The sequence below is a fragment of the Kitasatospora sp. NPDC048296 genome (genome assembly GCF_043201815.1).
GTDB lineage: Bacteria > Actinomycetota > Actinomycetes > Streptomycetales > Streptomycetaceae > Kitasatospora.
In genome coordinates, this window is sequence record NZ_JBICZB010000064.1 from 1 (window position 1) to 21,384 (window position 21,384).

Sequence of the window (21,384 nt, forward strand, 5' to 3'; positions counted from 1 at the left end):
TCGGTCCCTGCCCCACCGTCCGGTTCTTGCGGATCTTGAAGTCCATCGCACCCCTTGCGCTGGGGTGTTGCGACGACCGCTAGAACCTAAGGGTGCGGGCGGGGCCTCCGGGGAGCGGGTGTCGCTCAGCGGCAGGTGATCAGCAGGCCGAGAACGGAGGTGCAGCTGCGGGTGTCCTTGCTGGTGGCGGGCGACGGGTCGGCGGGGGCGCCGGCGGTGCGGGCCACCGTGACGTCCCAGCTGCTGACCAGGTTCAGCAGGCCGACGCCGAGGGAGAAGTGCCGGGTGGTACTGGCGCCCTTGGCGAGCGGGGCGCTCAGGGTGCACGTGAGCTTGCCGGTGGCGACGGTGCAGTCGCCGGAGCTCGCGGCCAGGCCGGCGGGCAGGTCGGCCGAGACGGTGGCCGAGGCCACCGGGTCGGGACCCTGGCCGGTGAGGGTGACGGTGTAGTCGACCCGGCTGGCCAACAGGTCGGTGACCGGGGTGGCGGTGAGGGCGACGCCCAGGTGGGCGCTGGGCGCGGTGTAGCTGAAACGGTCGGCGGCGACGGCGGCGCTGGTGCCGCCGGGCGTGGTGACCTGGACGTCCACCGGGCCGGTCACCGTGGTGGCCGGCGCCGTCGCGGTGCAGCTGGTCCTGGTGCAGCTGAAGGAGGTGGCCGCGCCGGCCGCGCCGAAGGTGACGGCGGTGGCGCCGTTCAGGTCGGTCCCGGTGACGGTCACCGTGGTGCCGCCCACCCCGGAGCCGCCGCTCGGGCTGATCCCGGTCACCACGGGCACCGGCAGCGGGAAGTTCAGCAGGTCGACGGCGTTGCCGGTGAAGTCGGCGAGGTAGCCGCGCCGCCCGTCGGCGCTCAGTGCCAGGGTGTACGGGCTGGCGCCGACCGGCACGGTCGCGGTGACCGTCCGGCTCGCGGTGTCGACCACGCTCAGGGTGTTGTCGCTGTAGTTGGAGACGTACGCGGCGGAGCCGTCCGGGGCGAGGGCGACGGCGTACGGGCCGTTGCCGACCGCGACGGTGCCGAGCAGCGTGTTGGCGCCGGTGTCGATCACCGCGACGGTGCTGTCGTCCCCGTCGGCGACCCACAGCCGGCTGCCGTCCGGGCTGAGCGCCAGGCCGAAGGCGCTGTGGCCGACGGCCACGGTGGCGCTCACCGTGCCGCTCGCGGTGTCGACCACGTTCACCGCCTTGCCGCCGGAGGCCGCGACGTACAGCCGCTTGCCGTCCGGCGAGACGGCCAGCCCGTGCGGCTCGGCGCCGACCGGGACGGTGGCCGTGACGGTGTTGGACGAAGTGTCCAGCACGCTCACGGTGCCGGCCCCGGCGTTGCTGACGTAGGCGCGGGTGCCGTCCGGCGACAGCGCCAGGCCCCAGGGCTGGGCGCCGACCGGGACGGTGGCGGTGACGGTGTTGCCCGCGGTGTCCACCACGCTGACCGCGTTGTCCAGGTGGTGGCTCAGGTAGGCCCGGCGCCCGTCGGGCGAGAGGGCGACCGCGTACGAGCCGGTGCCGGCGGTGAAGCTGCCGGCCACGGCCTTGCTCGCGGTGTCCAGCACGCTCACCGTGCCGCTGCTCTGGCTGGTCACGTACGCCCGGGTGCCGTCCGGCGTGAGCGCCACCCCGGCCGGGTAGGGCGCCACCGGCACGTGGGCGGCCACGGTCGGCGGTGGTGCGGCCGCCTCGGCGGTCACGGGCTGGGACAGCAGTGCGGCCGTGGCCGCGGATATCGCCGCCAGCGCCGTCCAGGTGCGCCGGGGTGCGCGACGTGCTCTCACGGATTCTCTCCAGGGGGACGGATCGAGGGGGTGCGGTGAATGACGTGGTTCCGGAGCCGCAGGAAGCGTAGAAGGCGTGCTGATGGCACGTCAGGAGCTGATCGGTAATGTCGCCAACTGTTCAGATTCGACCGGATGTGGCGTAGGCGGCCGCACCGGGCCGCAGGCTGTAAGCCGCTCCACCCGCCCCGCACGGGACACGTGACCAGGGTCTCGATCGGAAACGTGCAGGAAATTGGAGTTGGAGAGTCGCATTCGATAGCGTTTCGAACGTGAGGCTGACCAAGAGCACCGACATCGCCCTGCGCATCGCCATGCGGCTCGCCGTACTCGGCGAGGGCGAGAACCCGACCACCCGGGAGGTGGCCGAGTCGGTCGGTGTGCCGTACACCCACGCGGCGAAGGTGGTCAGCAGGCTGCAGCACCTCGGGGTGGTGGAGGCCCGGCGCGGACGCGGCGGCGGGTTGATGATCACCTTTGCCGGGCGGACCGGTTCGCTCGGCCTGCTGCTGCGCGAGCTGGAGGGCGTCGGGGACGTGGTCGGCTGCGAGGACGACCCGCCGTGTCCGCTGCGGGCCGCGTGCCGGCTGCGCGGGGCGCTGCGAGGCGCCCAGGAGGCCTTCTTCGCCGCGCTCGACCCGCTCAGCATCGACGACCTGGTGGCCTCGCCCACCGGGCCGGTACTGCTCAGCCTCACCACGAGACCCACCGACTGACCCCACCCCCCGCGGGTCGGTCGGCGCCCACAGCCTTTAATGCGAATCTGAGATACCAGTTAGGAGCTCCTCTGATGCTGTCCGCGAAGTCCGCCGAGGTCGTCGAGGCCACCCTGCCCGTCGTGGGCGCCGCGATCGGTGACATCACCCCGCGCTTCTACGACCGGCTGTTCGCCGCCCACCCGGAGCTGCTGCGAGACCTGTTCAACCGCGGCAACCAGGCCAACGGCACCCAGCGCCAGGCCCTGGCGGGCTCGATAGCCGCCTTCGCCTCCGCCCTGATCGCCAACCCCGACCAGCGGCCGGACGCGATGCTCGCGCGGATCGCGCACAAGCACGTCTCGGTCGGCATCGACAACGAGCAGTACAAGGTCGTCCACGAGCACCTGTTCGCCGCGATCGTCGAGGTGCTCGGCGCGGCTGTCACCCCCGAGGTCGCCGCCGCCTGGGACGAGGTCTACTGGCTGATGGCCAACGCGCTGATGGCCGTCGAGGACCGGCTGCGCGACGAGGCCGCCGCAGGCGGCGACCCGGCCGACCTGTGGCGCCCGTACACCGTGATCACCCGGTACCAGGAGACCGCGACCGTCACCAGCTACCTGGTCCGCCCCGCCGACGGCCACCCCGTCCCGGCCTCCCGCCCCGGCCAGTACGTCTCGGTCCGCACCGAACTGCCCGACGGCGCCCACCAGATCCGCCAGTACAGCCTGTCCGGCGGCGCCGACGGCGCGCTGCGCTTCAGCGTCAAGCGCGAGGACGGCGGCGAGGTCTCCGGCCACCTGCACGACCACCTGAAGACCGGCGACACCGTCGAGCTGGCGCCCCCGATGGGCGACATCTTCCTGGCCGACGGCGACGGCCCGCTGCTGCTCGCCTCCGCCGGCATCGGCAACACCCCGATGACCGCGATGCTCGACCACCTCGCCGCGACCGGCTCCCGCCGGCGGGTCATCTCGGTGCACGGCGACCGCGACCAGCTCAGCCACGCCTTCCGCGCCGACCTGGAGCAACTGACCGCCAAGCTGCCGGGCGCCACCGCCCACGTCTTCTACGAGCGGCCGCTCGGCGAGTGGCCGGCCGAGCGCACCGGGCTGGTCGACCTCGCCACCGTCGAGATCCCGGCCGGCACCACCGCCTACCTGTGCGGCCCGCTGCCCTTCCTGCGCGCCGTCCGCGGCCAGCTGCTCGCGGCGGGCGTCCCGGCGGCGGACATCCACTACGAGGTGTTCGGCCCGGACCTCTGGCTCGGCGCCTGAGATCCTTCGTCAGCGCCGGTCCGCCCGATACGATCACGGGCGGACCGGTGCCGCTTCGACCGAAGGAGTCCGGGTTGCGGGTCGCGCTGTTCGCCACCTGCGTCAACGACGCGCTGTTCCCCGCCACGGCGGTCGCCACCGTCCGGCTGCTGGAGCGGCTCGGGGTGACGGTGGACTTCCCCGCCGGGCAGACCTGCTGCGGGCAGCCGCAGTACAACACCGGCTACCGCCGGGCCTGCGAACCGCTGATGCGACGCACGGCCCGGGCCTTCGCCGGGTACGACCACGTGGTGACGCCCTCGGGCTCCTGCGTGGCGATGGTCCGGGACAACTACCCGCGGATCGGCGCCCGAGCCGCCGCCGAGGGCCGGGGCAGCGAACTCACCGATGCCGCCGTCGACCTGGCACCTCGGGTGGTCGAGCTCACCGAGTTCCTCACCGACGTGCTGGGCGTCGAGGACGTCGGCGCCCACTTCCCGTACACCGTCACCTACCACCCCTCCTGCCACGGCCTGCGGATGCTCGGCCTGGGCGAGCGGCCGCTGCGACTGCTGCGCGCCGTCAAGGGCCTGGAGCTGGTGGAGCTGCCCGGCGCGGAGGAGTGCTGCGGCTTCGGCGGGACCTTCGCGGTGAAGAACGCGGCGGTGTCGGCGGCGATGGCCGAGGACAAACTCGCCAACGCCCTCGGTACCGGCGCCCAAGTGCTGTGCGGCGCCGACAACTCCTGCCTGCTGCACCTCGACGGCACCCTGCGCCGCCGGGGCGAGCCGCTGCGGCCGCTGCACCTCGCGGAGATCCTGGCCAGCACCGAGGAGCACCCCTGGAGGCCTTCGTGAGCAGCACTTTCGTGGGCATGCCCGCCTTCCCGCAGGCCGCCGCCCGGGCGGTACGGGACGGGCAACTGCGCACCAACCTGCGGCACGCCACCCACACCATCCGCGACAAGCGCGCCCGGGCCGTCGCCGAACTCGACGACTGGGCCGAGCTGCGCGCCGCCGGGAAGGCCATCAAGGACCACACGCTGCGCCATCTCGACCGCTACCTGGTGCAGTTGGAGGAGTCCGTCACGGCGGCGGGCGGCACCGTGCACTGGGCGGCGGACGCCGAGGAGGCCAACCGGATCGTCGCCGACCTGGTCAAGGCCAAGGGCGAGACCGAGGTGGTCAAGGTCAAGTCGATGGCCACCCAGGAGATCGGGCTCAACGAGGCGCTGGCCGCCGAGGGGGTCGCCGCCTACGAGACCGATCTCGCCGAACTGATCGTGCAGTTGGGTGAGGACCGGCCCTCGCACATCCTGGTCCCGGCGATCCACCGCAACCGGGCCGAGATCCGGGAGATCTTCGCCGAGCGGATGGCCGCCTGGGGCCGCCCCGCGCCCGAGGGGCTGACCGACCGCCCCGCCGAACTCGCCGAGGCCGCCCGGCTGCACCTGCGGGAGAAGTTCCTTCGGGCCCGAGTGGCGATCTCCGGCGCCAACTTCATGGTCGCCGAGACCGGCACCCTGGTGGTGGTCGAGTCCGAGGGCAACGGCCGGATGTGCCTCACCCTCCCCCGCACCCTGATCTCCGTGGTCGGCATCGAGAAGGTCGTGCCGAGCTGGCGGGACCTGGAGGTCTTCCTCCAACTGCTCCCCCGCTCCTCCACCGCCGAGCGGATGAACCCGTACACCTCGCTCTGGACCGGGACGACCGAGGGCGACGGACCCTCCGAGTTCCACCTGGTGCTGCTGGACAACGGGCGCACCGCCGCGCTGGCCGACCAGGTCGGCCGCCAGGCGCTGCGCTGCATCCGCTGCTCGGCCTGCCTCAACGTCTGCCCGGTGTACGAGCGGGCCGGCGGGCACGCCTACGGCTCGGTCTACCCGGGCCCGATCGGCGCCATCCTGACGCCCCAACTGCGCGGCACCGCCAGCCCGGTGGACGCCTCGCTGCCGTACGCCTCCTCGCTCTGCGGGGCCTGCTACGAGGTGTGCCCGGTGGCGATCGACATCCCCGAGGTGCTGGTGCACCTGCGCGAGCGGGTCGCCGAACAGGGCGGGCACCCGCTGGAGCGGGCGGCGATGGCGGCCGCCGGATACGTGCTGGACCACCCGGCGGCGCTGGCGGCCGCCGAACGGCTGGCCGGGCGCACCCGGGCGCTGCACCCGCGCCGGCTGCCCGGTCCGGGGCGGGCCTGGACCGACACCCGGGACCTGCCCCAGGTGCCGGCCGAACCGTTCCGCGACTGGTGGAGGAGGAACCGGGAGTGACCTCAAGGGAGTTGATCCTCGGCCGGATCAGGGCCGCGCTCGGGGACACCGCCGAGGTGGCCGAACAGCCGCTGCCGCGCGGGTACCGGAGCACGCACGTGGCGCCGGACGATCCGGCGGCGCTGGTCGACCTGCTGCACCGCAACCTGGCCGACTACCGGGCGCTGGTGCACCGCTGCTCCGCCGCCGAACTTCCAGGCCGTGTCGCCGAGTTGCTCGCCGAGCGCGGCAGCCGAACGGTCGCCGTACCGGACGGCCTGCCGGCCTCGTGGCTGTCCGCGGCCGGTGACGTCGAGTTGCTGCCGGACGGCGGCGGCCTCACCGCCGCCCGGCTGGACGCCGTGGACAGCGTGGTCACCGGCTGCGCGCTGGCGATCGCCGAGACCGGGACGATCGTGCTGGACGCCGGACCCGGTCAGGGCCGGCGGCTGCTCTCGCTCGTCCCGGACCACCACATCTGCGTGGTCCGGGTGCCCGAGCAGGTCGTCGCCTCGGTGCCGCTCGCGCTGCCCCGGCTCGACCCGGCACGCCCGCAGACCTGGATCTCCGGGCCCTCGGCGACCAGCGACATCGAGCTGGACCGGGTCGAGGGGGTGCACGGGCCGCGCACCCTGGAGGTGCTGCTCATGTCGCCGGACGTCACTGGGGCCTGAGCTCCAGGGTGCAGCACTTCGGCCCGCCGCCGCCCTTGAGCAGCTCCGAGACGTCCACCGGGATCGGCTCGTAGCCGTGCTCGGTGAGCCGGCCCGCCAGGCTCTTGGCGGCCTCCGGCAGCAGCACCTGGCGGCCGTCCGACACCGCGTTCAGCCCGAACACCTCGGCGTCGGCCCGGTCGGCGAGGATCGCGTCCGGGTAGAGCGAGCGCAGCACCGAGCGGCTGCGGGTGTCGAAGGCCTCCGGGTAGTACATGACGTGGTCGTCGGCGAGGACGGCCAGCGCGGTGTCCAGGTGGTAGAAGCGCGGGTCGACCAGGGTGAGGCTGACCACCGGCACGCCGAACAGCTCCTCCGCCTCGGCGTGCGCGGCCCGCGAGGTGCGGAAGCCCGTCCCGGCGAGCAGCCGGCGGCCGACCACCAGGTGGTCGCCCTCGCCCTCGTTGACGTGCTCGGCGCGCCGCACCGCACGGTAGCCGCGCGAGCGGAACCAGGCCTGGTAGGCCCCGGACTCGGCGGCCCGCTCCGGGTAGCGGAAGGTCGCCACCAGGGCCCGGCCGTCCAGCACGGTGGCGCCGTTGGCGGCGTACACCATGTCGGGCAGCCCGGGCACCGGGGCGATCAGCTCGACGGTGTGGCCCAGGCGGCGGTACGTCCGGCAGAGCCGCTCCCACTGGCGGACGGCCAGCGCGGTGTCGGTGGGTTGCGTCGGGTCCATCCACGGGTTGATCGCGTAGTCCACCGTGAAGTACGTCGGCCGGCACATCAGGTAGCGACGCGGCCGCGCCGTGCGTGCCGGGGTCTGCGTGGGCATGGCTCAACCGTCCTCGGATCTCGGGAAGTCGGTGGTACACCTCGTTCCAGAGGCGGCTGCCCCGCCGCTCCCGTTCGCACACCCGCGCGGGCGCCCCCGCCGGGCGCAACCCCCCGCGCACCCGGCGCGAGCCCCGGCGCACGGGCTCTGGTGTCCGGCGGCTACCAGCGCACCGCGGCGAAGTCCACCGGCGCGGTGCGCAGCGCCCGGGCGCGCACGGCGAGGGCGCGCAGGCGGCGGTCGGCCTCCTCGGCGGGCATCCGGCGCTTGTCGCCGTGGCCGGGCAGCAGCCACTCGAAGCGCAGCGCCCCCAGGCTGCGGTCCAGCGAGGCGGACTGCTCCTCGATCGAGTACCAGGTCACCGCCTCCTGCACCTCGATGTCCTGGTTGGTGCGGGACCAGTACAGGCTGTCGCCGCTGAAGCAGTAGCGCTCGTCGGCGACGTACAGCACGCTGCCGAGGGTGTGGCCGGGGAAGGGGTGGGCGACCAGGCCCGGGGAGATCTCCACCGGCTCGATGCCGCGCAGCACCTGGTCGGCGTCGGGCGCGTACTCGAGGTCGCCCTCGTGGATCCAGAGCCGGGCGCCCAGCCGGTCGGCGTACGCACGCCCGTGCACGGCGTGGTCGCGGTGGGTGAGCAGGATGTCGGTGACCGGGCCGAGCGCCTCGTAGCGGGCGGCGAGGCCCTCGCTGAAGCGGGGCGTGTCGATCATCACCCAGCCGCCCGGGCGACGGCAGAGGTAGGAGTTGGCGCCCGCGTTGCGCCGGGAGTTGTGGCCGAGCAGCAGCACCCCGTCGTCCAGGGTGAGCGGGAACGGGTCGGTGGCCGGGTCGAGCCGGCCGTTGCCCTGCCGGATCGAGCGGGTCGGGCAGGCGTGGGCGGCGGCGAGCAGCTGCTGCCGCTCGGCCTCGTCGCGCGGCTGGCGGATCAGTTCGGACCTGCGGTCGCGCTCGACGATCAGGTCGGGCGCGAGCTGCCGGGCGACGTCGCAGTTGGTGCAGCGGTCGTCGATGGTCCAGTTCTGGTCGGCGGTCGGGTTCCGGTCCGCGGTCGGGTCTTCGTCGGCGGTCGGGTTCTCGGAGCGATTCACGGCAGGCTTCCCCCAGGAAGGACGGCGGCCGGGGCGGCCGCACACCTTGAGCATCGTCCGTTCGCCCCCAAAACGGAAAGGGGGCAAGGATCTTGTGGTTTTCAGACTGCGCCGCTCTGCGGGGGCGCGGGTGGGTCCTGGGGCTACGTGGCCCATCTCACGTGCCCACACGGTCACCTACGGTGGCGTAGGTCACTTGATTCGGTGAACTATCTCTTTCATGCCGAACCTCCAGGAGACCCTTGACCTCAGTTCGTACGTCGCCCTCGGGGACAGCTTCACCGAGGGCCTGAACGACCCCGGTGCGGGCGGCGCCTTCACCGGCTGGGCGGATCGCCTGGCCGGGATGCTCGCCGACGGGCGACCGCCGGGCGGGTTCCGCTACGCGAACCTGGCGGTGCGCGGGCGGCTGCTGGACCAGATCGCGGCCGAGCAGGTGCCGCAGGTCCGCCGTCTCCAGCCCGACCTGGTCACCTTCTGCGCCGGCGGCAACGACATCCTGCGGCCCGGCAGCGACCCGGACGAGGTGGCCGAGCGCTTCGAGGCCGCCGTCGTCCAACTCGCCGAATCCGCCGGGACGGTGCTGATCTGCACCGGCTTCGACACCAAGGACGTGCCGCTGCTCAAGCACCTGCGCGGCAAGATCGCCACCTACAACGGGCACATGCGGGCGGTCGCCGACCGCTACGGCTGCAAGGTGGCCGACCTGTGGTCCCTGCGCGCCGTGCAGAACCGCCGCGCCTGGAGCGAGGACCGGCTGCACCTCTCGGCCGAGGGCCACCAGCGGGTCGCCCTGCTGGCCGCCCGCTCGCTGGGCCTGGCCACCGCGCAGGACCCGGAGGACCCGTGGCCGACCGCACCGGTCCTGTCCCCGGCCGACCAGCGGCGGGCGGACATCCAGTGGGCCCGCGAGTACCTGCTCCCGTGGGTCGGACGCCGGCTGCGCGGCGAGTCCTCGGGCGACCACGTCGAGCCCAAGCGGCCTGAGCTGATGCCGCTCTGACGGATCGTCAACTCCTGACACCGGGTGCTGTGGCGCGACCGGCCCGCAGCACCCGGTGCAGCAGGGCGGCGCCGGCCGCGCCGACCAGGTACCAGACGAGGTCCGGCGGATTGAACGTCGACCCGAGCACCAGGTGGACCAGCGCGCTGCGCCGGCCCCAGGCATCCGGCAGCCCGGTGGCCTGGAACAGCTCCACCGCCCAGCTCACCGCTGCCGCCAGCGCCGCCGCCCGCACCGGGCGTACGCTCGGCGCGACCAGCACCACCAGGACGTACACCAGCACCGTGTAGAGCGCGTCACCGGCATACTTGGCGATGTCGCCGTCCAGTGCGGCGCGCACGCCCAGGCCCGCGGCCACTGTCAGCGCGGCGGCCGCCGCGGCCGGAACGCGTCGGGCCAATCCCCTCCGAAGATCATCCACCCGCCCCACGCTACGCCCCGGGTCCCTCCGGGCCGCCGTGCCCCCGCTCCGGAAGCACCGTTCAGCAAGCGCCGTTCAGTAAGCGCCGATCAGGAAGCGCCGATCAGGAACCACCGCGCCGCGCCGGACGTCACTTCCCCCGATGGGCTGATCCGTGCAGGTCACGGGCATGAGTCGAACGGAACGTACGGGCGGGGAGCAGTGACAGACGGCGAAGACACCAAGGCGCGACGGCAGTTCGCGGTGAACGGGTTCGCGGCCGGGCCGGACGGCCGGGCCCAGCGGGCACGGGAGCACGGGAAGGCACTGCGTCAACGGGTCCCCCGGGAGCGGCATGCGGAGTTCGCGGCCGCCACCGACCGGCCGACCGCCGTGGCCGCGCTGGAGTCGTCCAACGCGGGCCGGATCCCGGGGCTGGTGCCGATCAGAGTGGGCCGGATGGCCGCCACTCCGTTCGCGTTCCTGCGCGGGTCGGCCGGGCTGATGGCCGCCGACCTCGCGGGCACCCCGGTGACCGGGGTGGACGCGCAGCTGTGCGGGGACGCCCACGCGGCGAACTTCGGGCTGTACGGCGACGCGCGCGGCCAACTCGTGATGGACATCAACGACTTCGACGAGACCGTGCCCGGTCCCTGGGAGTGGGACCTCAAGCGGCTCGCGACCAGCCTGGTGCTGGCCGGCCGGGAGACCGGGGCGAGCGAGACCACCGCCCGGGCGGCCGCCCAGCACGCGGCGGGCTCCTACCGCCGGACCGTGCGCACGCTCGCCAAGCTGCCCGCGCTGGACGCCTGGAACGCCGTGGCGGACGAGCAGTTGGTGTCCTTCGCCGAGGCGCACGACCTCGCCGACGTGCTGCAGAAGGTCGGCGCGAAGGCGCTCGGCAACACCAGCGCCCGGTTCGCCGCCCGCAGCACCACCCGTACGGCGGACGGCGGTTGGCGGTTCACCGCCGCGCCCCCGGTGCTCACCGAGGTGACCGACGCGACCGCCCGCGCGGTGGCCGAGGCGCTCGGCCCGTACGTTGCGACGGTGGCCCCCGAGGTGCGCACCCTGCTGTCCCGCCACCGGGTTCAGGACGTGGCGTTCCGGGTGGTGGGCACCGGCAGCGTCGGTACCCGCTCGTACGTGGTCCTGCTCACCGACCACCGGGACCAGCCGCTGGTGCTGCAGGTGAAGGAGGCCAGGCCGTCCGCGCTGTTGCCGTACCTGCGACGCGACCAGCCGCAGGAGCACGAGGGCAAGCGGGTCGTGCTCGGCCAGAAGCACATGCAGGTGGTCAGCGACACCCTGCTCGGCTGGACGACCGTCGACGGACTTCCCTACCAGGTCCGGCAGTTCCGCAACCGCAAGGGCAGCGTCGACCCGGCCGCGCTGCTGCCGGCCCAGCTGGACGACTACGCGCGCATCACCGGCGCGCTGCTCGCCCGGGCGCACGCCCACACCGCCGACCCGGGCCTGCTGGCCGGGTACTGCGGCAAGAGCGAGGCGCTGGACGAGGCGGTCGCCGCCTTCGCCGTCGCGTACGCGGACCGCACCGAGGCGGACCACGCCGAGCTGGTCATGGCGGTACGCAGCGGACGGCTGCCCGCCGAGCAGGGCGTCTGACTCAGGTGGCGAGGAACGGCGCGACGGCGGCGACGAACTCGCCCGGCCGGGCACTGTGCACCAGGTGCCCGGCCTCGATCGTGACCAGCCGGCAGTCCGGGATCAGCCGGGCGAGTTCGGCGATCCGCTCCTGCGGGACGTGGCTGTCCCCCGCGCCCGCGACGGCCAGGGTGCGGGCGGTGATCCGGGCCAGCCCCTCCCGCCAGGCCGGATCGGGGGTGTCGAACTGTGCCTTGACGGCCCGGACCATCGCCCAGTCGAAGTGCGCCGGCTCCTCCGTCCCTCCGGCCGGCCCGCTGGCCGGGCGCGGGTGGAGCGCGGGGATCTCCTCCAGGACCAGCCGGTCGATCCGCTCGGGCACCGCCTGGGCGACCAGGTAGGCGACCGCGCCGCCCATCGAGTGGCCGACCAGGTCGATCCGGCCCAGGCCGAGCGCGTCGAGGAAGGCCAGGACGTCGTCGCGCATCGCCTCCAGGCTGTACCCGGCGGTGCGGCCGCTGTCACCGTGGCCGCGCAGGTCGAGCGCATAGACGTGGTGGCCGGGGGCGAGGTCGGGCAGGACGACGTCCCAGTCCGCGGCGCGCTCGCCGAGGGCGTGCAGCAGCACCAGCGGCGGGCCGTCGGGCCGTCCGCTCTCGCGGTAGGCGAGCACGACCTCGGGGAGTTCAACCGTCCGTACCTTCGTCATGCCCTCCACCGTACGTGCCGACGGAGCCTCACCGGACGGGTGTTCGCCCTCGGCTCATCGCGACCGGTTCGTGCTCGCGCTGCTCCCGCCCGCCCGCCCGGCCGGCGAACACCGAGGCCAGCACGGCGAGTCCGGCCACCGCGGCGCAGACCACGCTGGCGGCCAGGTAGGCGGAGCGGTGGCCGCCGCCCCCGGCGGTCGCCCGCAGGTAGACGCCGGACAGCGCCGAGACCGCGACGGCGGCGGCGATCCGCTGGGTCATCTGCAGGATCGCCCCGCTCACCCCGGCCGCCTCGGCCGGCGCGTGGCGCAGCACGAACGCCTGGTTGGTGGAGCCCATCAGGCCGACCGAGGCGCCGCTGAGGAGCTGCAGCATCGCCAGCAGCCAGGGCAGTACGGCGGCCGGGGCCCAGTGGGCGACCAGTCCGCTGCCCAGCATGGCCAGGGCGGAGCCGATCATGCCGATGGTGATGGTGCGTCGGCCGAAGCGCTGCACCACCCGCCAGGCGAGCGCGGAGGCGGTGCCCATGGCCAGCGCGGAGGGCAGCGCCACCAGGGCGGCGCCCAGCGGGGACAGGCCCAGGCCGTCCTGGAGGAACATGGTGAGGACCAGCGAGGCGGCCAGCGAGGAGCCGAACTGGGCCATCGCGGTGGCCGTGCCGAGCGCGTACGGCGCGGAGCGGGTGAGCGCCGGGTGGATCAGCGGGTGCCCGCCCCGTCCGGCGTAGCGGCGCTGCCACCGGGCGAGCGTGCCGAGCAGCAGCAGGGCGGCGGCCGTGAAGCCGAGCCAGCCGGTCCAGCCGGGTGGCTGGACGAAGGGCAGCATCAGGGCGAGGGTGAGCGCGCCGACCAGCAGCAGGCCGACCAGGTCGAGGTCGGCGTGCCGGGCGGCCGGGCGGGGCCTGGGCAGGTGGCGCGCGGCCAGGGCGACGGTGGCCACGCCGAACGGGACGTTCAGCAGGAAGGTCAGCCGCCAGCCGAGTTCGGGGCCGGCCGCGGCCAGCACCATGCCGCCGATCGGCGGGCCGAGGGCGAAGGCGAGGCTGCCGGTGACGGCGTACATGCCGAGGGCCCGGGCGCGCAGCTGGCCGTCGAAGACGTCCTGGAGGGTGCCGATCATCTGGGAGTTGACCAGCCCGGCGCCCGCCCCCTGGAGCAGCCGGGCGGCGATCAGCACCCCGGGGTCGGTGGCGGTCGCGGAGACCAGGCTGACCAGGGTGAACAGGGCGAGTCCGGTGACGAAGAACCACTTGCGGCCCTTGACGTCGCCGAGCCGGCCGCCGGGGATCAGCGCGAGGCCGAAGGCGAGCGAGTACCCGGCGACGATCCACTGCAGATGGGCGGGCTGGGCGTGCAGGGCCTCGCGCAGGGCGGGGATGGAGGTGTTCAGGACGGACTGGTCGAGCAGCGTGGTGAACCCGCCCGCGACGCAGACCAGCAGGACGCGGCGCCCGGCGGCGTCGAAGCGCTCCCTGGGCGGCTTGGCTGCCGGGCCCTCGCCTATCGGGCCGTCGACTGTCGGGCCCTCGCCCGTCGGCCCGGTGGCGGCGGCGCTCACGGTTCGACCACCACGAGCGCGTAGCGGGCCTCGCCCGGGCCGAGGCTGCGGAAGCGGCTGGTGCCGGAACCGTAGCGCAGGCAGTCGCCGGGGCCGAGCAGCTGCGCCTCGCCGTCCAGGGTCAGTTCCAACTGTCCCTCGAACACCCAGAGATGGTGCTCCAGCCCGGGCAGACAGGGGCGGTCGTAGGCGATGTCGGCGCCGGCCGGCAGCCGGCCCTCGATGATCTCCCCGCGCAGCGAGCCGTGCGGCGGCGAGACCGAGCGGCGGACGAAGCCCGTCGCCTCGTCGCGCCAGACCTGCTGCTCCCCGGCGCGCACCAGCCGGGCCGGTTCGGACTCCACCTCGGCGAGCAGCCGGGACATCGTCCGCCCGTACACGGCGCAGAGCCGCCCGAGCAGCGCGGCGGTCGGGCTGACCTCGGCCCGCTCCACCCGGGACAGCGTGGACCGGCTGACGTCCGCCTGCCGCGCCAACTCCTCCAGCGTCCAACCGCGTTCGACCCGCAGCTCGGCGAGCCGTTGCGCCAGCCGCTCGTCGGCGGCCGTATCGATTCCCATATTCGCGATGCTATCCCGGATATGAGATCACCTTCTCCGGGTTTCGAGGGCCTGGTGAAGGTCTGACGGCAGCTCGCCTCCTCCCCTCGGCCCTGGCGAGCCGATGATCATATGATGTCCGCCGACAAAGTGGCCGGTCAGCGGCCCATCGGGCAAGGGGGACCACGATCGTGTTCGGCATCATCAGACCGTGCAGGCACCGGCTGTCCGAACGGCTCCAGACCTCCTGGATGGCGCACCTGTGCGGGCTCTGCCTCGCCCTGCGTGACGACCACGGACAACTCGCCCGCACTGCCACCAACTACGACGGGCTGATCATCTCCGTCCTGGTCGAGGCCCAGGCCGCCCGGGAGGACTCCTCCTGGCGGCGCACCGCCGGTCCCTGCCCGCTGCGCGGCATGCGGACCGCCTCCGTCGCCAAGGGCGAGGGCGCCCGACTGGCGGCGGCCGTCTCGCTCGCGCTCGCCTCGGTGAAGATCCGCGACCACGTCGAGGACCGGGACGGCATGTTCGCCCGCCGCCCGGTGGCCGCCGGGGCCCGGGCGGTGACCCGGCGCTGGGACCGGCAGAGCGCGGGCAGCGCCTCGACGGTCGGCTTCGACACCGCCGTGCTGCTGGACGCCGCCTCCCGGCAGGGCGAGTTGGAGCGCTCGCTACGGCCGGGCGGCTCGGTACTGCTGGTCACCGAGCCCACCGAAACCGCCACCTCGGCCGCCTTCGCGCACACCGCCATGATCGCCGGGCGCCCCGGCAACGCCGCCCCGCTCGCCGAGGCGGGTCGGCTGTTCGGCCGGCTCGCCCACCTCCTCGACGCCGCCGAGGACCAGGCCGCCGACGCCGCCTCGGGCGCCTGGAACCCGCTGACCGCCACCGGCACCGACCGCGCCGAGGCCGAGCGGCTCTGCCGTGACGCCGTCCACGGCATCCGGCTCGCGCTGCGCGAGGTCGAGCTGGGCGACCGGGCACTGGTGCACGTCCTGCTCGGGCACGAGACCGAGCGCGCGGTCGACCGGGTCTTCGGCCCGGCCGCGCACGGGGCGGGCTGTCGGAGCGGCGCCCACGGCGAGCACGGCGCCACCGGCGAGCACCCGCAGGACGCGCCGCCGCGTCAGGTGCCGCCCGGGTACCCGGGCGGGCCGTACCCCGGCCAGGACCCGAACCAGGCGCCGATCCCCCCGTGGGTGCCGCAGGGCCCCGGCTTCACCCCGCCCGGCGGCAAGCCGCCGCACCCGCGCAACCTGCTCGCCGGGTGCGCGGTCTGGGCGCTGATGGCCTGCACCTGCCAGCTGCTCTGCTGCGAGCACAACGACCCGTTCAGCCGCGAGCGCCGCAAGGGATTCTGCGAGCGGCACGACTGCTGCGACTCGTGCGACTGCGACTGCTGCGACTGCTGCAATTGCGGGTGCGAGTCCTGCAATGACTTCGGGTGCGACAGCTGCGGCTGTGACGGCTGCGACTGCGGTTGCGACTGCTGACAATCCGTCAATTCTCTTCCGGCACAGCCTCCAACTGATCGGACGGGACCGGCCCGGGGTGCCCCCGCAGCACCCCGGGCCGGTCCGCGTCCTCGCGCCGCTCGGCTCTTCGCCAGAGCGGCAGCACCACCACCGGCCGCGGCTCGACGGCCTCAGGCATCACGCCCCGCCGTCTCCCGGTCCGCCGCCAGCGAGCTCTCCAGCCCGGCCAGCAACTGCCGGAACCGCTCGGCGTCCTGCTCCGTCATCCGCCCCTCGGGCGCCGCCCCCGGCCACTCGGCCGTCCTGTCGTCCATGCGTCCGACGCTAGGCGGAGGCGATCAACGGGCGATAAACGAGGGACTGGTGGGACGGCCGTGACTCGCCGCGCATCGACGGCGCCCGCCCGGCCCGCTTCGCCCCGGAACGATCGCGGCCCGTCGCGAAACTCGGCAACCATACGCCGCTCCAGAGGAGTTGGGAGCTCGGGACGACTTGGCGTGTCCACGGAATGGTGGTTCAATGCCACCTGCGCAGCTTGTTAGGAAGGTTTCCTAACAAGCTTCACAGCGCGTGGCCACCCCACGACCTCCTCCCCACCGAGAGGACGACTTCCCCATGCGTCGTAGCACCACCAGGACACTCATCTCCGGGGCCGCGCTCGCCGCCCTCCTCCTGCCCGTCGCCGTCACCCCGGCCGGAGCCCGCACCCCTGCCGGAGCCGCCACCGCCGTCGCCACCGCCGCCACAAAGCGGCAGGCCGCCGGCTTCCAGCACCCCGGTGTGCTGGTCGGCGCGGAGCAACTCGCCTTCGTCAAGGGCAAGCTGGACGCCGGAGCCGAACCCTGGACCTCCGCCTTCGCCGATCTGCGGGCAAGCAGGTACGCCTCGCTCGACTGGCAGCCCCGGCCGCGCGCCGACGTCGAGTGCGGCTCCAGCTCCCACCCCAACAACGGCTGCTCCGACGAGCGCGAGGACGCGATGGCCGCGTACGCGCACGCGCTGCAGTGGGTGCTCACCAAGGACCAGCGGTACGCCGACAAGGCGATCCAGATCATGGACGCCTGGTCCGGTGTGATCCAGGAGCACACCAACAGCAACGCCCCGCTGCAGACCGGCTGGTCGGGCAACAACTGGGCGCGCGCCGCCGAGCTGATCCGCTACTCGGGCGCGGGCTGGTCGGCCGCCTCGGTCGACCGCTTCGCCACCATGCTGCGCACCGTCTACGTGCCGCTGCTGACCCCCGGCAGCCCGCGCAAGAACGGCAACTGGGAGCTGATCGAGACCGACGCCCTGATGGGCATCGCGGTCTTCCTGGACGACCGCGCACTGTTCGACCGCGCCGCCGAGCTGTGGCGCGGGCGCCTGCCCGCGTACGTCTACCTCTCCTCGGACGGCGAGCTGCCGGTGCCGCCGCCGAAGGCCGGGATCGAGGGCGAATCGGCGCTGGTCACGTACTGGAACGGCCAGTCGACCTTCGTGGACGGGCTGTCGCAGGAGACCTGTCGGGACTTCGGCCACACCGGCTGGGGCCTGGAGGCCGCCGCCCAGGCCGCCGAGACGGCCCGGCTGCAGGGCCTCGACCTGTGGGGTGAGGGACGCGAACGGCTGGTCAAGGCGCTGGAGTTCCACACCGCCTACGACAACGGCGCGAGCGCGCCGGACTGGCTGTGCGACGGCTCGGTGAACACCGGCCTCGGCCCGGCCGTGCAGCTCGCGTACAACGAGTACCACCTGCGCGAGGGCCTCCCGATGCCGCAGACCGAGCAGTACGTGGCCGCGCACAGCCCGTTCGGGGCGAACTACTTCATCGGCTGGGAGACCCTGACCCACACCAGCGCGCCCTGACGGCCGGCCCCGTCACACCCCCGAACCCCCACGTCCCGCACCCCGCACCCCACCACTGCCTCCGGCGGTCGCGCCGCCGGAGAAGGGAGCCCTCCCCGTGCGCGTTTCCCGAACCCACCGCTTCGCCGCCACCGTCACCGTGGTCGCCGCCCTGGCCGCCGGCACCGCCTGCGCCGCGACCTCCGCGCAGGCCACGCCCGAGACCACGGCGAGCCGGCAGGCCACCGCCACCCAGCAGCTCGCCGCCGCCCAGCGCGTGGCCGCCGGCGGGCTCACCCCCGACCAGCGCCGCCGCGCCGACCAGTTGATCAGCGTCTTCGAGAACAGCACCACCGAGATCCAGTACGGCTACGCGGAGAACATCAACGACGGCCGTGGTGTCACCGCCGGCCGGGCCGGGTTCACCACCAACGACGGTGACGCCCTCAAGGTGGTCCGCGCCTACACCGCCGTCTCCCCCGACAACCCGCTGGCCCGCTTCATCCCCGAGCTGGAGCGCCTGGCCGCAGCCGGCAGCGGCGACACCAGCGGCCTGCCCGAGGACGACTACATCGCCGCCTGGAAGCAGGCCGCCGAGGACCCGGCCTTCCGTCAGGTACAGGACGACCAGGTCGACCAGCGCTACTTCACCCCCGCCATGAACCGGGCCGACCAGCTCGGCCTGACCACCGCCCTGGCCCGCGCCGAGCTCTACGACGCCTCCATCCAGCACGGCAACGGCAGCGAGTACGACGCCCTGCCCGCGCTCATCGACCGCACCGACGCCAAGGTCGGCACGCCCTCGGCCGCCGGTGAACGGGCCTGGCTGGACGCCTTCTTCGACGTCCGGATCGACGACCTGAACAACCCGGCCAACTCCTCCACCGCAGACGAGTGGCGCAAGTCGGTCGACCGGGTGGAGTGCCTGCGCCGGATCGCCGCCACCGGCAACTACGATCTGGACGGCCCGTTCGGCATCACCGCCTTCGGCTCCGGCTACACCATCAGCTGAGCCCCTCCCCTCGCCCCGGGGTCCGGGAGTGTGGGACCCGGACCCCGGCCCGGTGCGGCAGCACCCTGCCCCCGATGCCTGCTGCCGCACCGAACACATAGGCTGGCCCGCGACCGCACCCGTCCGCGAGGAGCCACCCGATGACCGAACAGCGCCCTCCCGTACCGCCGTTCACCGAGGAGACCGCCCGCCGCAAGGTCCGGGCCGCCGAGGACGCCTGGAACACCCGCGACCCGCAGCGCGTCGCCCTCGCTTACACCCCCGACAGCCGCTGGCGAAACCGCGCCGAGTTCCTCGCCGGCCGGGAGGAGATCGCCGCGTTCCTCACGCGCAAGTGGCACCGCGAGCTCGACTACCGCCTCGTCAAGGAGCTGTGGGCGTACGGCGGCGACCGGATCGCGGTCCGCTTCGCGTACGAGTGGCACGACGACAGCGGCCAGTGGTACCGCTCGTACGGCAACGAGAACTGGGAGTTCGACGAGCACGGCCTGATGGCCCGTCGCCTGGCCTGCATCAACGACCTGCCGATCACCGCCGAGGAGCGGCTCTTCCACTGGCCGCTCGGCCGCCGCCCCGACGACCACCCGGGCCTCACCGAGCTCGGCCTCTGAGCGGCCCGGGCCATCGGACCAGTCTGTTCCACGGCTGTGACAGATCAGGCATCGAGCGCTGACCCCGGACTGGGAATCTCCTTATGGAAAGCTGACAGCACCACCCAAGGGGGACCCTCGAATGTCCGTGCGCAACAGATTCGGCACCGCCGCCGCGATCGCCCTGATGACGACCGTCGGAGCCGTCCTGCTCTCCGCCTGCGGCCCCGACAACAGTGACCCCGGCTCCACTGCCGCACCCAGCGCACCCGGTTCGGCGGCCCCGGGCACGGCGGCCCCGGGTGGCGGATCGCACTCCGGCAGCCCCGCGCCGGGCGGCAAGGAGATCAACGGGACCTCCACGGCCAACCACCTGACCATCAGCACGGGCACCAAGACCGTCGCGATGAACGGCACCACCGTCGACTTCGGCACGGTGGTCCGCGACCTCGCGTGGTCCCCCGACGGCAAGAAGGCCGTCTTCGTCAACGGCGACGGCGATCTGATGACCGCCAATGCGGACGGCAGCGGCAAGGCCACCCTCGCCAAGGCCTCCAGCGGCGACGCCTGGTCCCACCCGACCTGGCAGCACGCCGCCAAGGGCCCCGGCGGCGACTCCGTGCCCAACGAGACCGAGCGCTACAACAACATCGTGTTCACCTCCAGCAAGGACGGCGTGCTGCGGCTGGAGTCGGTCCCCGCCAAGGGCGGCGCCGTCGCGGAGTTCACCCCGTCCAACTCCGAGGGCGGCGACGCGGGCACCGAACCGCAGCCGCCGAAGACCGGCAACACCTGGGCCAACGCAGGCGGCCAGCAGGCCGAGATCGCGTACGCCAACACCCCGGCCGGCGAGGTGTACATCTACGACGACTACATCCGCCCGGCCACCCGCGACATCGGCAAGGGCTCGCAGCCGGCGCTGTCCCCGGACGGCAACCAGATCGTCTTCGTCCGCTCGGTGAACGGCCACGACCACCTGTTCACCCGGTCCACCGAACACGACAAGAAGGCCGAGAAGGACCTCACCCCCTCGGCCACCACGGACTACACCGAGCCCGCATGGTCCCCCGACGGCAAGACCGTCGCGACCCGCACCCCGGACGGCATCAGCACCGTGCCGGCCGACGGCTCCGCCGCACCGACCCAGGTCTCCACCATCAAGGGCCTGCCCTCCTACCGGCCCTGATCCCGGCCCGCACGGGCCAACTCCGCGCGCAGCTCGGCCAGATGCTCGTCAGCCGACTCGTGCGGCAGGAACTCGACCACGTCGAGGAAGCGGAACAGCACCCGGGTCTCGGTGACCGCGTACTCGTAGTCATCGAACCCGACCACCGCCCCCGTCCCGCCGCGCGCCGCACCGCGGACGGCGGCCGCCGTCAGCCCGTCCGCGGTGGACTCGGCAGTCACCTTCCGGCGGGCGTTGGTCCGGGCCAGGTACGGGCAGACCATCGACGCGTACAACATGCAGGACCGGTGGCCCGGGCCCTCCATGGTCGGCGCGAGGTTACGGTACGGGCGCCCCGCCGCGATCGCCTCGGCGATCGCGGCGCTTTCGGCTGCGCCGACCACCCTCCAGACCGGCCCGCGCGCCATCAGCGCGCCGCACACCGAGCACCGGCGCCCCAGCGCGCAGTCGGCACTGCGTCCGTAGTCCGTCAGGGCGAACTGCGGCTGCCCGTCCTGCCACGGCGTGATCGCCGGCACCGGGTACCCGCGCCCGTCCCGGGGCCGCTCCCCCACCCCGTCCGGCATCGGCACTAGTTCGAATCGCACGCCCCTATCGATACCAGCCGCATGCACCTCCGGTCGAACCCGGGACGCCGGGCTGCGGAACTCCATCCGGCACCACCTGGCCACCGCCGAACTCGGCGGTGGCCAGGTACGCGGAGGAGTTCAGATGCCGCCGAACTCGCCAGCGGCGGTCGCCGCGACGAAGGAACGCCACGCCTCAGCCGGGAACACCAGCACCGGCCCCTCAGGATCCTTCGAGTCACGAACGGGCATCACACCCGCATACCCGGGCGCGAATTCGATGCAGTTTCCGCCATTCTGGCTGTAGCTGGACTTGGCCCAGGCGGCATCGGTCAGAGTCACGTGGTCGAGGCGAGTCATG

22 protein-coding genes are annotated in these 21,384 nt (G+C 73.5%); 12 read left to right on the forward strand and 10 right to left on the reverse strand.

All coding sequences use genetic code 11. The annotated features are described in order from the left end of the window. Nucleotides 1-125: 125 nt before the first annotated feature. The gene (locus tag ACGF12_RS29415) at nucleotides 126-1,775 is read right to left on the reverse strand and encodes a beta-propeller fold lactonase family protein (protein WP_393036458.1); all 1,650 of its coding nucleotides are present in this window, start codon (nucleotides 1,773-1,775) and stop codon (nucleotides 126-128) included. 272 nt (nucleotides 1,776-2,047) lie between these two features. Here ACGF12_RS29415 and ACGF12_RS29420 point away from each other — a divergent pair, with 272 nt between their 5' ends. The 5 genes from ACGF12_RS29420 (at nucleotide 2,048) to ACGF12_RS29440 (ending at nucleotide 6,648) form a co-directional block, all read left to right on the forward strand. Beyond that, nucleotides 2,048-2,491, forward strand: a complete 444-nt coding sequence (locus ACGF12_RS29420) for an RrF2 family transcriptional regulator (RefSeq protein ID WP_393036460.1) — start codon at nucleotides 2,048-2,050, stop codon at nucleotides 2,489-2,491. A 74-nt stretch (nucleotides 2,492-2,565) separates the two neighbouring features. Further along, entirely contained in the window at nucleotides 2,566-3,747 is a 1,182-nt protein-coding gene (locus tag ACGF12_RS29425; RefSeq protein ID WP_393036463.1) for a globin domain-containing protein, read from the forward strand. A gap of 74 nt (nucleotides 3,748-3,821) precedes the next feature. Further along, entirely contained in the window at nucleotides 3,822-4,583 is a 762-nt protein-coding gene (locus tag ACGF12_RS29430; protein WP_393036591.1) for a (Fe-S)-binding protein, read from the forward strand. Continuing rightward, entirely contained in the window at nucleotides 4,580-5,995 is a 1,416-nt protein-coding gene (locus ACGF12_RS29435) for a LutB/LldF family L-lactate oxidation iron-sulfur protein (protein ID WP_393036466.1), read from the forward strand. Before ACGF12_RS29430 ends, ACGF12_RS29435 begins: the two co-directional genes overlap by 4 nt. Then, nucleotides 5,992-6,648, forward strand: a complete 657-nt coding sequence (locus ACGF12_RS29440; RefSeq protein ID WP_393036468.1) for a lactate utilization protein C — start codon at nucleotides 5,992-5,994, stop codon at nucleotides 6,646-6,648. The genes ACGF12_RS29435 and ACGF12_RS29440 overlap by 4 nt, the downstream gene beginning before the upstream one ends. Here ACGF12_RS29440 and ddaH read toward each other — a convergent pair. Together ddaH and ACGF12_RS29450 are read right to left on the reverse strand one after the other, a co-directional pair. Next, nucleotides 6,635-7,462 carry a dimethylargininase gene (gene ddaH / locus ACGF12_RS29445; protein WP_393036471.1) on the reverse strand — a complete coding sequence of 276 codons (828 nt, stop codon included), beginning with the start codon at nucleotides 7,460-7,462 and terminating at the stop codon, nucleotides 6,635-6,637. The genes ACGF12_RS29440 and ddaH overlap by 14 nt on opposite strands. Before the next feature lie 161 nt (nucleotides 7,463-7,623). Continuing rightward, nucleotides 7,624-8,475 (reverse strand): 4Fe-4S domain-containing protein, encoded by an 852-nt coding sequence (locus ACGF12_RS29450; RefSeq protein WP_393036594.1) that lies wholly within the window; start codon nucleotides 8,473-8,475, stop codon nucleotides 7,624-7,626. Nucleotides 8,476-8,773: 298 nt separating this feature from the next. Between ACGF12_RS29450 and ACGF12_RS29455 the strand changes: the two genes are divergently transcribed. After that, nucleotides 8,774-9,556: an SGNH/GDSL hydrolase family protein gene (locus ACGF12_RS29455; RefSeq protein ID WP_393036474.1), complete on the forward strand. Its 783-nt coding sequence runs from the start codon at nucleotides 8,774-8,776 to the stop codon at nucleotides 9,554-9,556. A 7-nt stretch (nucleotides 9,557-9,563) separates the two neighbouring features. Here ACGF12_RS29455 and ACGF12_RS29460 read toward each other — a convergent pair whose 3' ends face one another. Beyond that, nucleotides 9,564-9,977: a DUF2809 domain-containing protein gene (locus ACGF12_RS29460; RefSeq protein ID WP_393036477.1), complete on the reverse strand. Its 414-nt coding sequence runs from the start codon at nucleotides 9,975-9,977 to the stop codon at nucleotides 9,564-9,566. 201 nt (nucleotides 9,978-10,178) lie between these two features. On the opposite strand from ACGF12_RS29460, the gene ACGF12_RS29465 reads away from it, so the two are divergent. Further along, the gene (locus ACGF12_RS29465; RefSeq protein WP_393036479.1) at nucleotides 10,179-11,582 is read left to right on the forward strand and encodes a DUF2252 domain-containing protein; all 1,404 of its coding nucleotides are present in this window, start codon (nucleotides 10,179-10,181) and stop codon (nucleotides 11,580-11,582) included. A gap of 1 nt (nucleotide 11,583) precedes the next feature. Here the strand turns inward: ACGF12_RS29465 and ACGF12_RS29470 are convergent, their stop codons facing one another. Genes ACGF12_RS29470 through ACGF12_RS29480 form a run of 3 tightly spaced genes read right to left on the reverse strand, consistent with a single transcriptional unit; the run spans nucleotide 11,584 to nucleotide 14,388 of the window. After that, on the reverse strand, nucleotides 11,584-12,270 hold the full coding sequence (locus ACGF12_RS29470; RefSeq protein WP_393036482.1) for an alpha/beta fold hydrolase: 687 nt from the start codon (nucleotides 12,268-12,270) through the stop codon (nucleotides 11,584-11,586). Between the two features lie 28 nt (nucleotides 12,271-12,298). Then, on the reverse strand, nucleotides 12,299-13,828 hold the full coding sequence (locus ACGF12_RS29475; RefSeq protein ID WP_393036485.1) for an MFS transporter: 1,530 nt from the start codon (nucleotides 13,826-13,828) through the stop codon (nucleotides 12,299-12,301). Next, a complete protein-coding gene (locus ACGF12_RS29480) occupies nucleotides 13,825-14,388 on the reverse strand; it encodes a helix-turn-helix domain-containing protein (protein WP_380614253.1) in 564 nt (187 codons plus the stop codon). Before ACGF12_RS29480 ends, ACGF12_RS29475 begins: the two co-directional genes overlap by 4 nt. A gap of 170 nt (nucleotides 14,389-14,558) precedes the next feature. On the opposite strand from ACGF12_RS29480, the gene ACGF12_RS29485 reads away from it, so the two are divergent. Then, nucleotides 14,559-15,863, forward strand: coding sequence for a DUF5685 family protein (locus ACGF12_RS29485; RefSeq protein ID WP_393036488.1), 1,305 nt, complete (start codon nucleotides 14,559-14,561; stop codon nucleotides 15,861-15,863). A 152-nt stretch (nucleotides 15,864-16,015) separates the two neighbouring features. Here the strand turns inward: ACGF12_RS29485 and ACGF12_RS29490 are convergent, their stop codons facing one another. Continuing rightward, the gene (locus ACGF12_RS29490; RefSeq protein ID WP_393036491.1) at nucleotides 16,016-16,159 is read right to left on the reverse strand and encodes a hypothetical protein; all 144 of its coding nucleotides are present in this window, start codon (nucleotides 16,157-16,159) and stop codon (nucleotides 16,016-16,018) included. A gap of 301 nt (nucleotides 16,160-16,460) precedes the next feature. On the opposite strand from ACGF12_RS29490, the gene ACGF12_RS29495 reads away from it, so the two are divergent. From ACGF12_RS29495 to ACGF12_RS29510, 4 genes are all read left to right on the forward strand, one after another. Beyond that, complete coding sequence (locus ACGF12_RS29495) at nucleotides 16,461-17,690, forward strand: alginate lyase family protein (RefSeq protein ID WP_393036494.1); 1,230 nt, start codon at nucleotides 16,461-16,463, stop codon at nucleotides 17,688-17,690. A 97-nt stretch (nucleotides 17,691-17,787) separates the two neighbouring features. After that, entirely contained in the window at nucleotides 17,788-18,681 is an 894-nt protein-coding gene (locus ACGF12_RS29500) for a chitosanase (RefSeq protein WP_393036497.1), read from the forward strand. A gap of 140 nt (nucleotides 18,682-18,821) precedes the next feature. Further along, on the forward strand, nucleotides 18,822-19,292 hold the full coding sequence (locus ACGF12_RS29505) for a DUF1348 family protein (RefSeq protein ID WP_393036500.1): 471 nt from the start codon (nucleotides 18,822-18,824) through the stop codon (nucleotides 19,290-19,292). A gap of 121 nt (nucleotides 19,293-19,413) precedes the next feature. Further along, nucleotides 19,414-20,457, forward strand: a complete 1,044-nt coding sequence (locus ACGF12_RS29510) for a hypothetical protein (protein WP_393036503.1) — start codon at nucleotides 19,414-19,416, stop codon at nucleotides 20,455-20,457. Here the strand turns inward: ACGF12_RS29510 and ACGF12_RS29515 are convergent. Then, a complete protein-coding gene (locus tag ACGF12_RS29515; RefSeq protein WP_393036506.1) occupies nucleotides 20,445-21,044 on the reverse strand; it encodes a hypothetical protein in 600 nt (199 codons plus the stop codon). The two genes, ACGF12_RS29510 and ACGF12_RS29515, sit on opposite strands and share 13 nt — an antisense overlap. 120 nt (nucleotides 21,045-21,164) lie before the next feature. Further along, nucleotides 21,165-21,383 (reverse strand): DUF397 domain-containing protein, encoded by a 219-nt coding sequence (locus ACGF12_RS29520; RefSeq protein ID WP_393036509.1) that lies wholly within the window; start codon nucleotides 21,381-21,383, stop codon nucleotides 21,165-21,167. Nucleotide 21,384 lies beyond the last annotated feature (1 nt).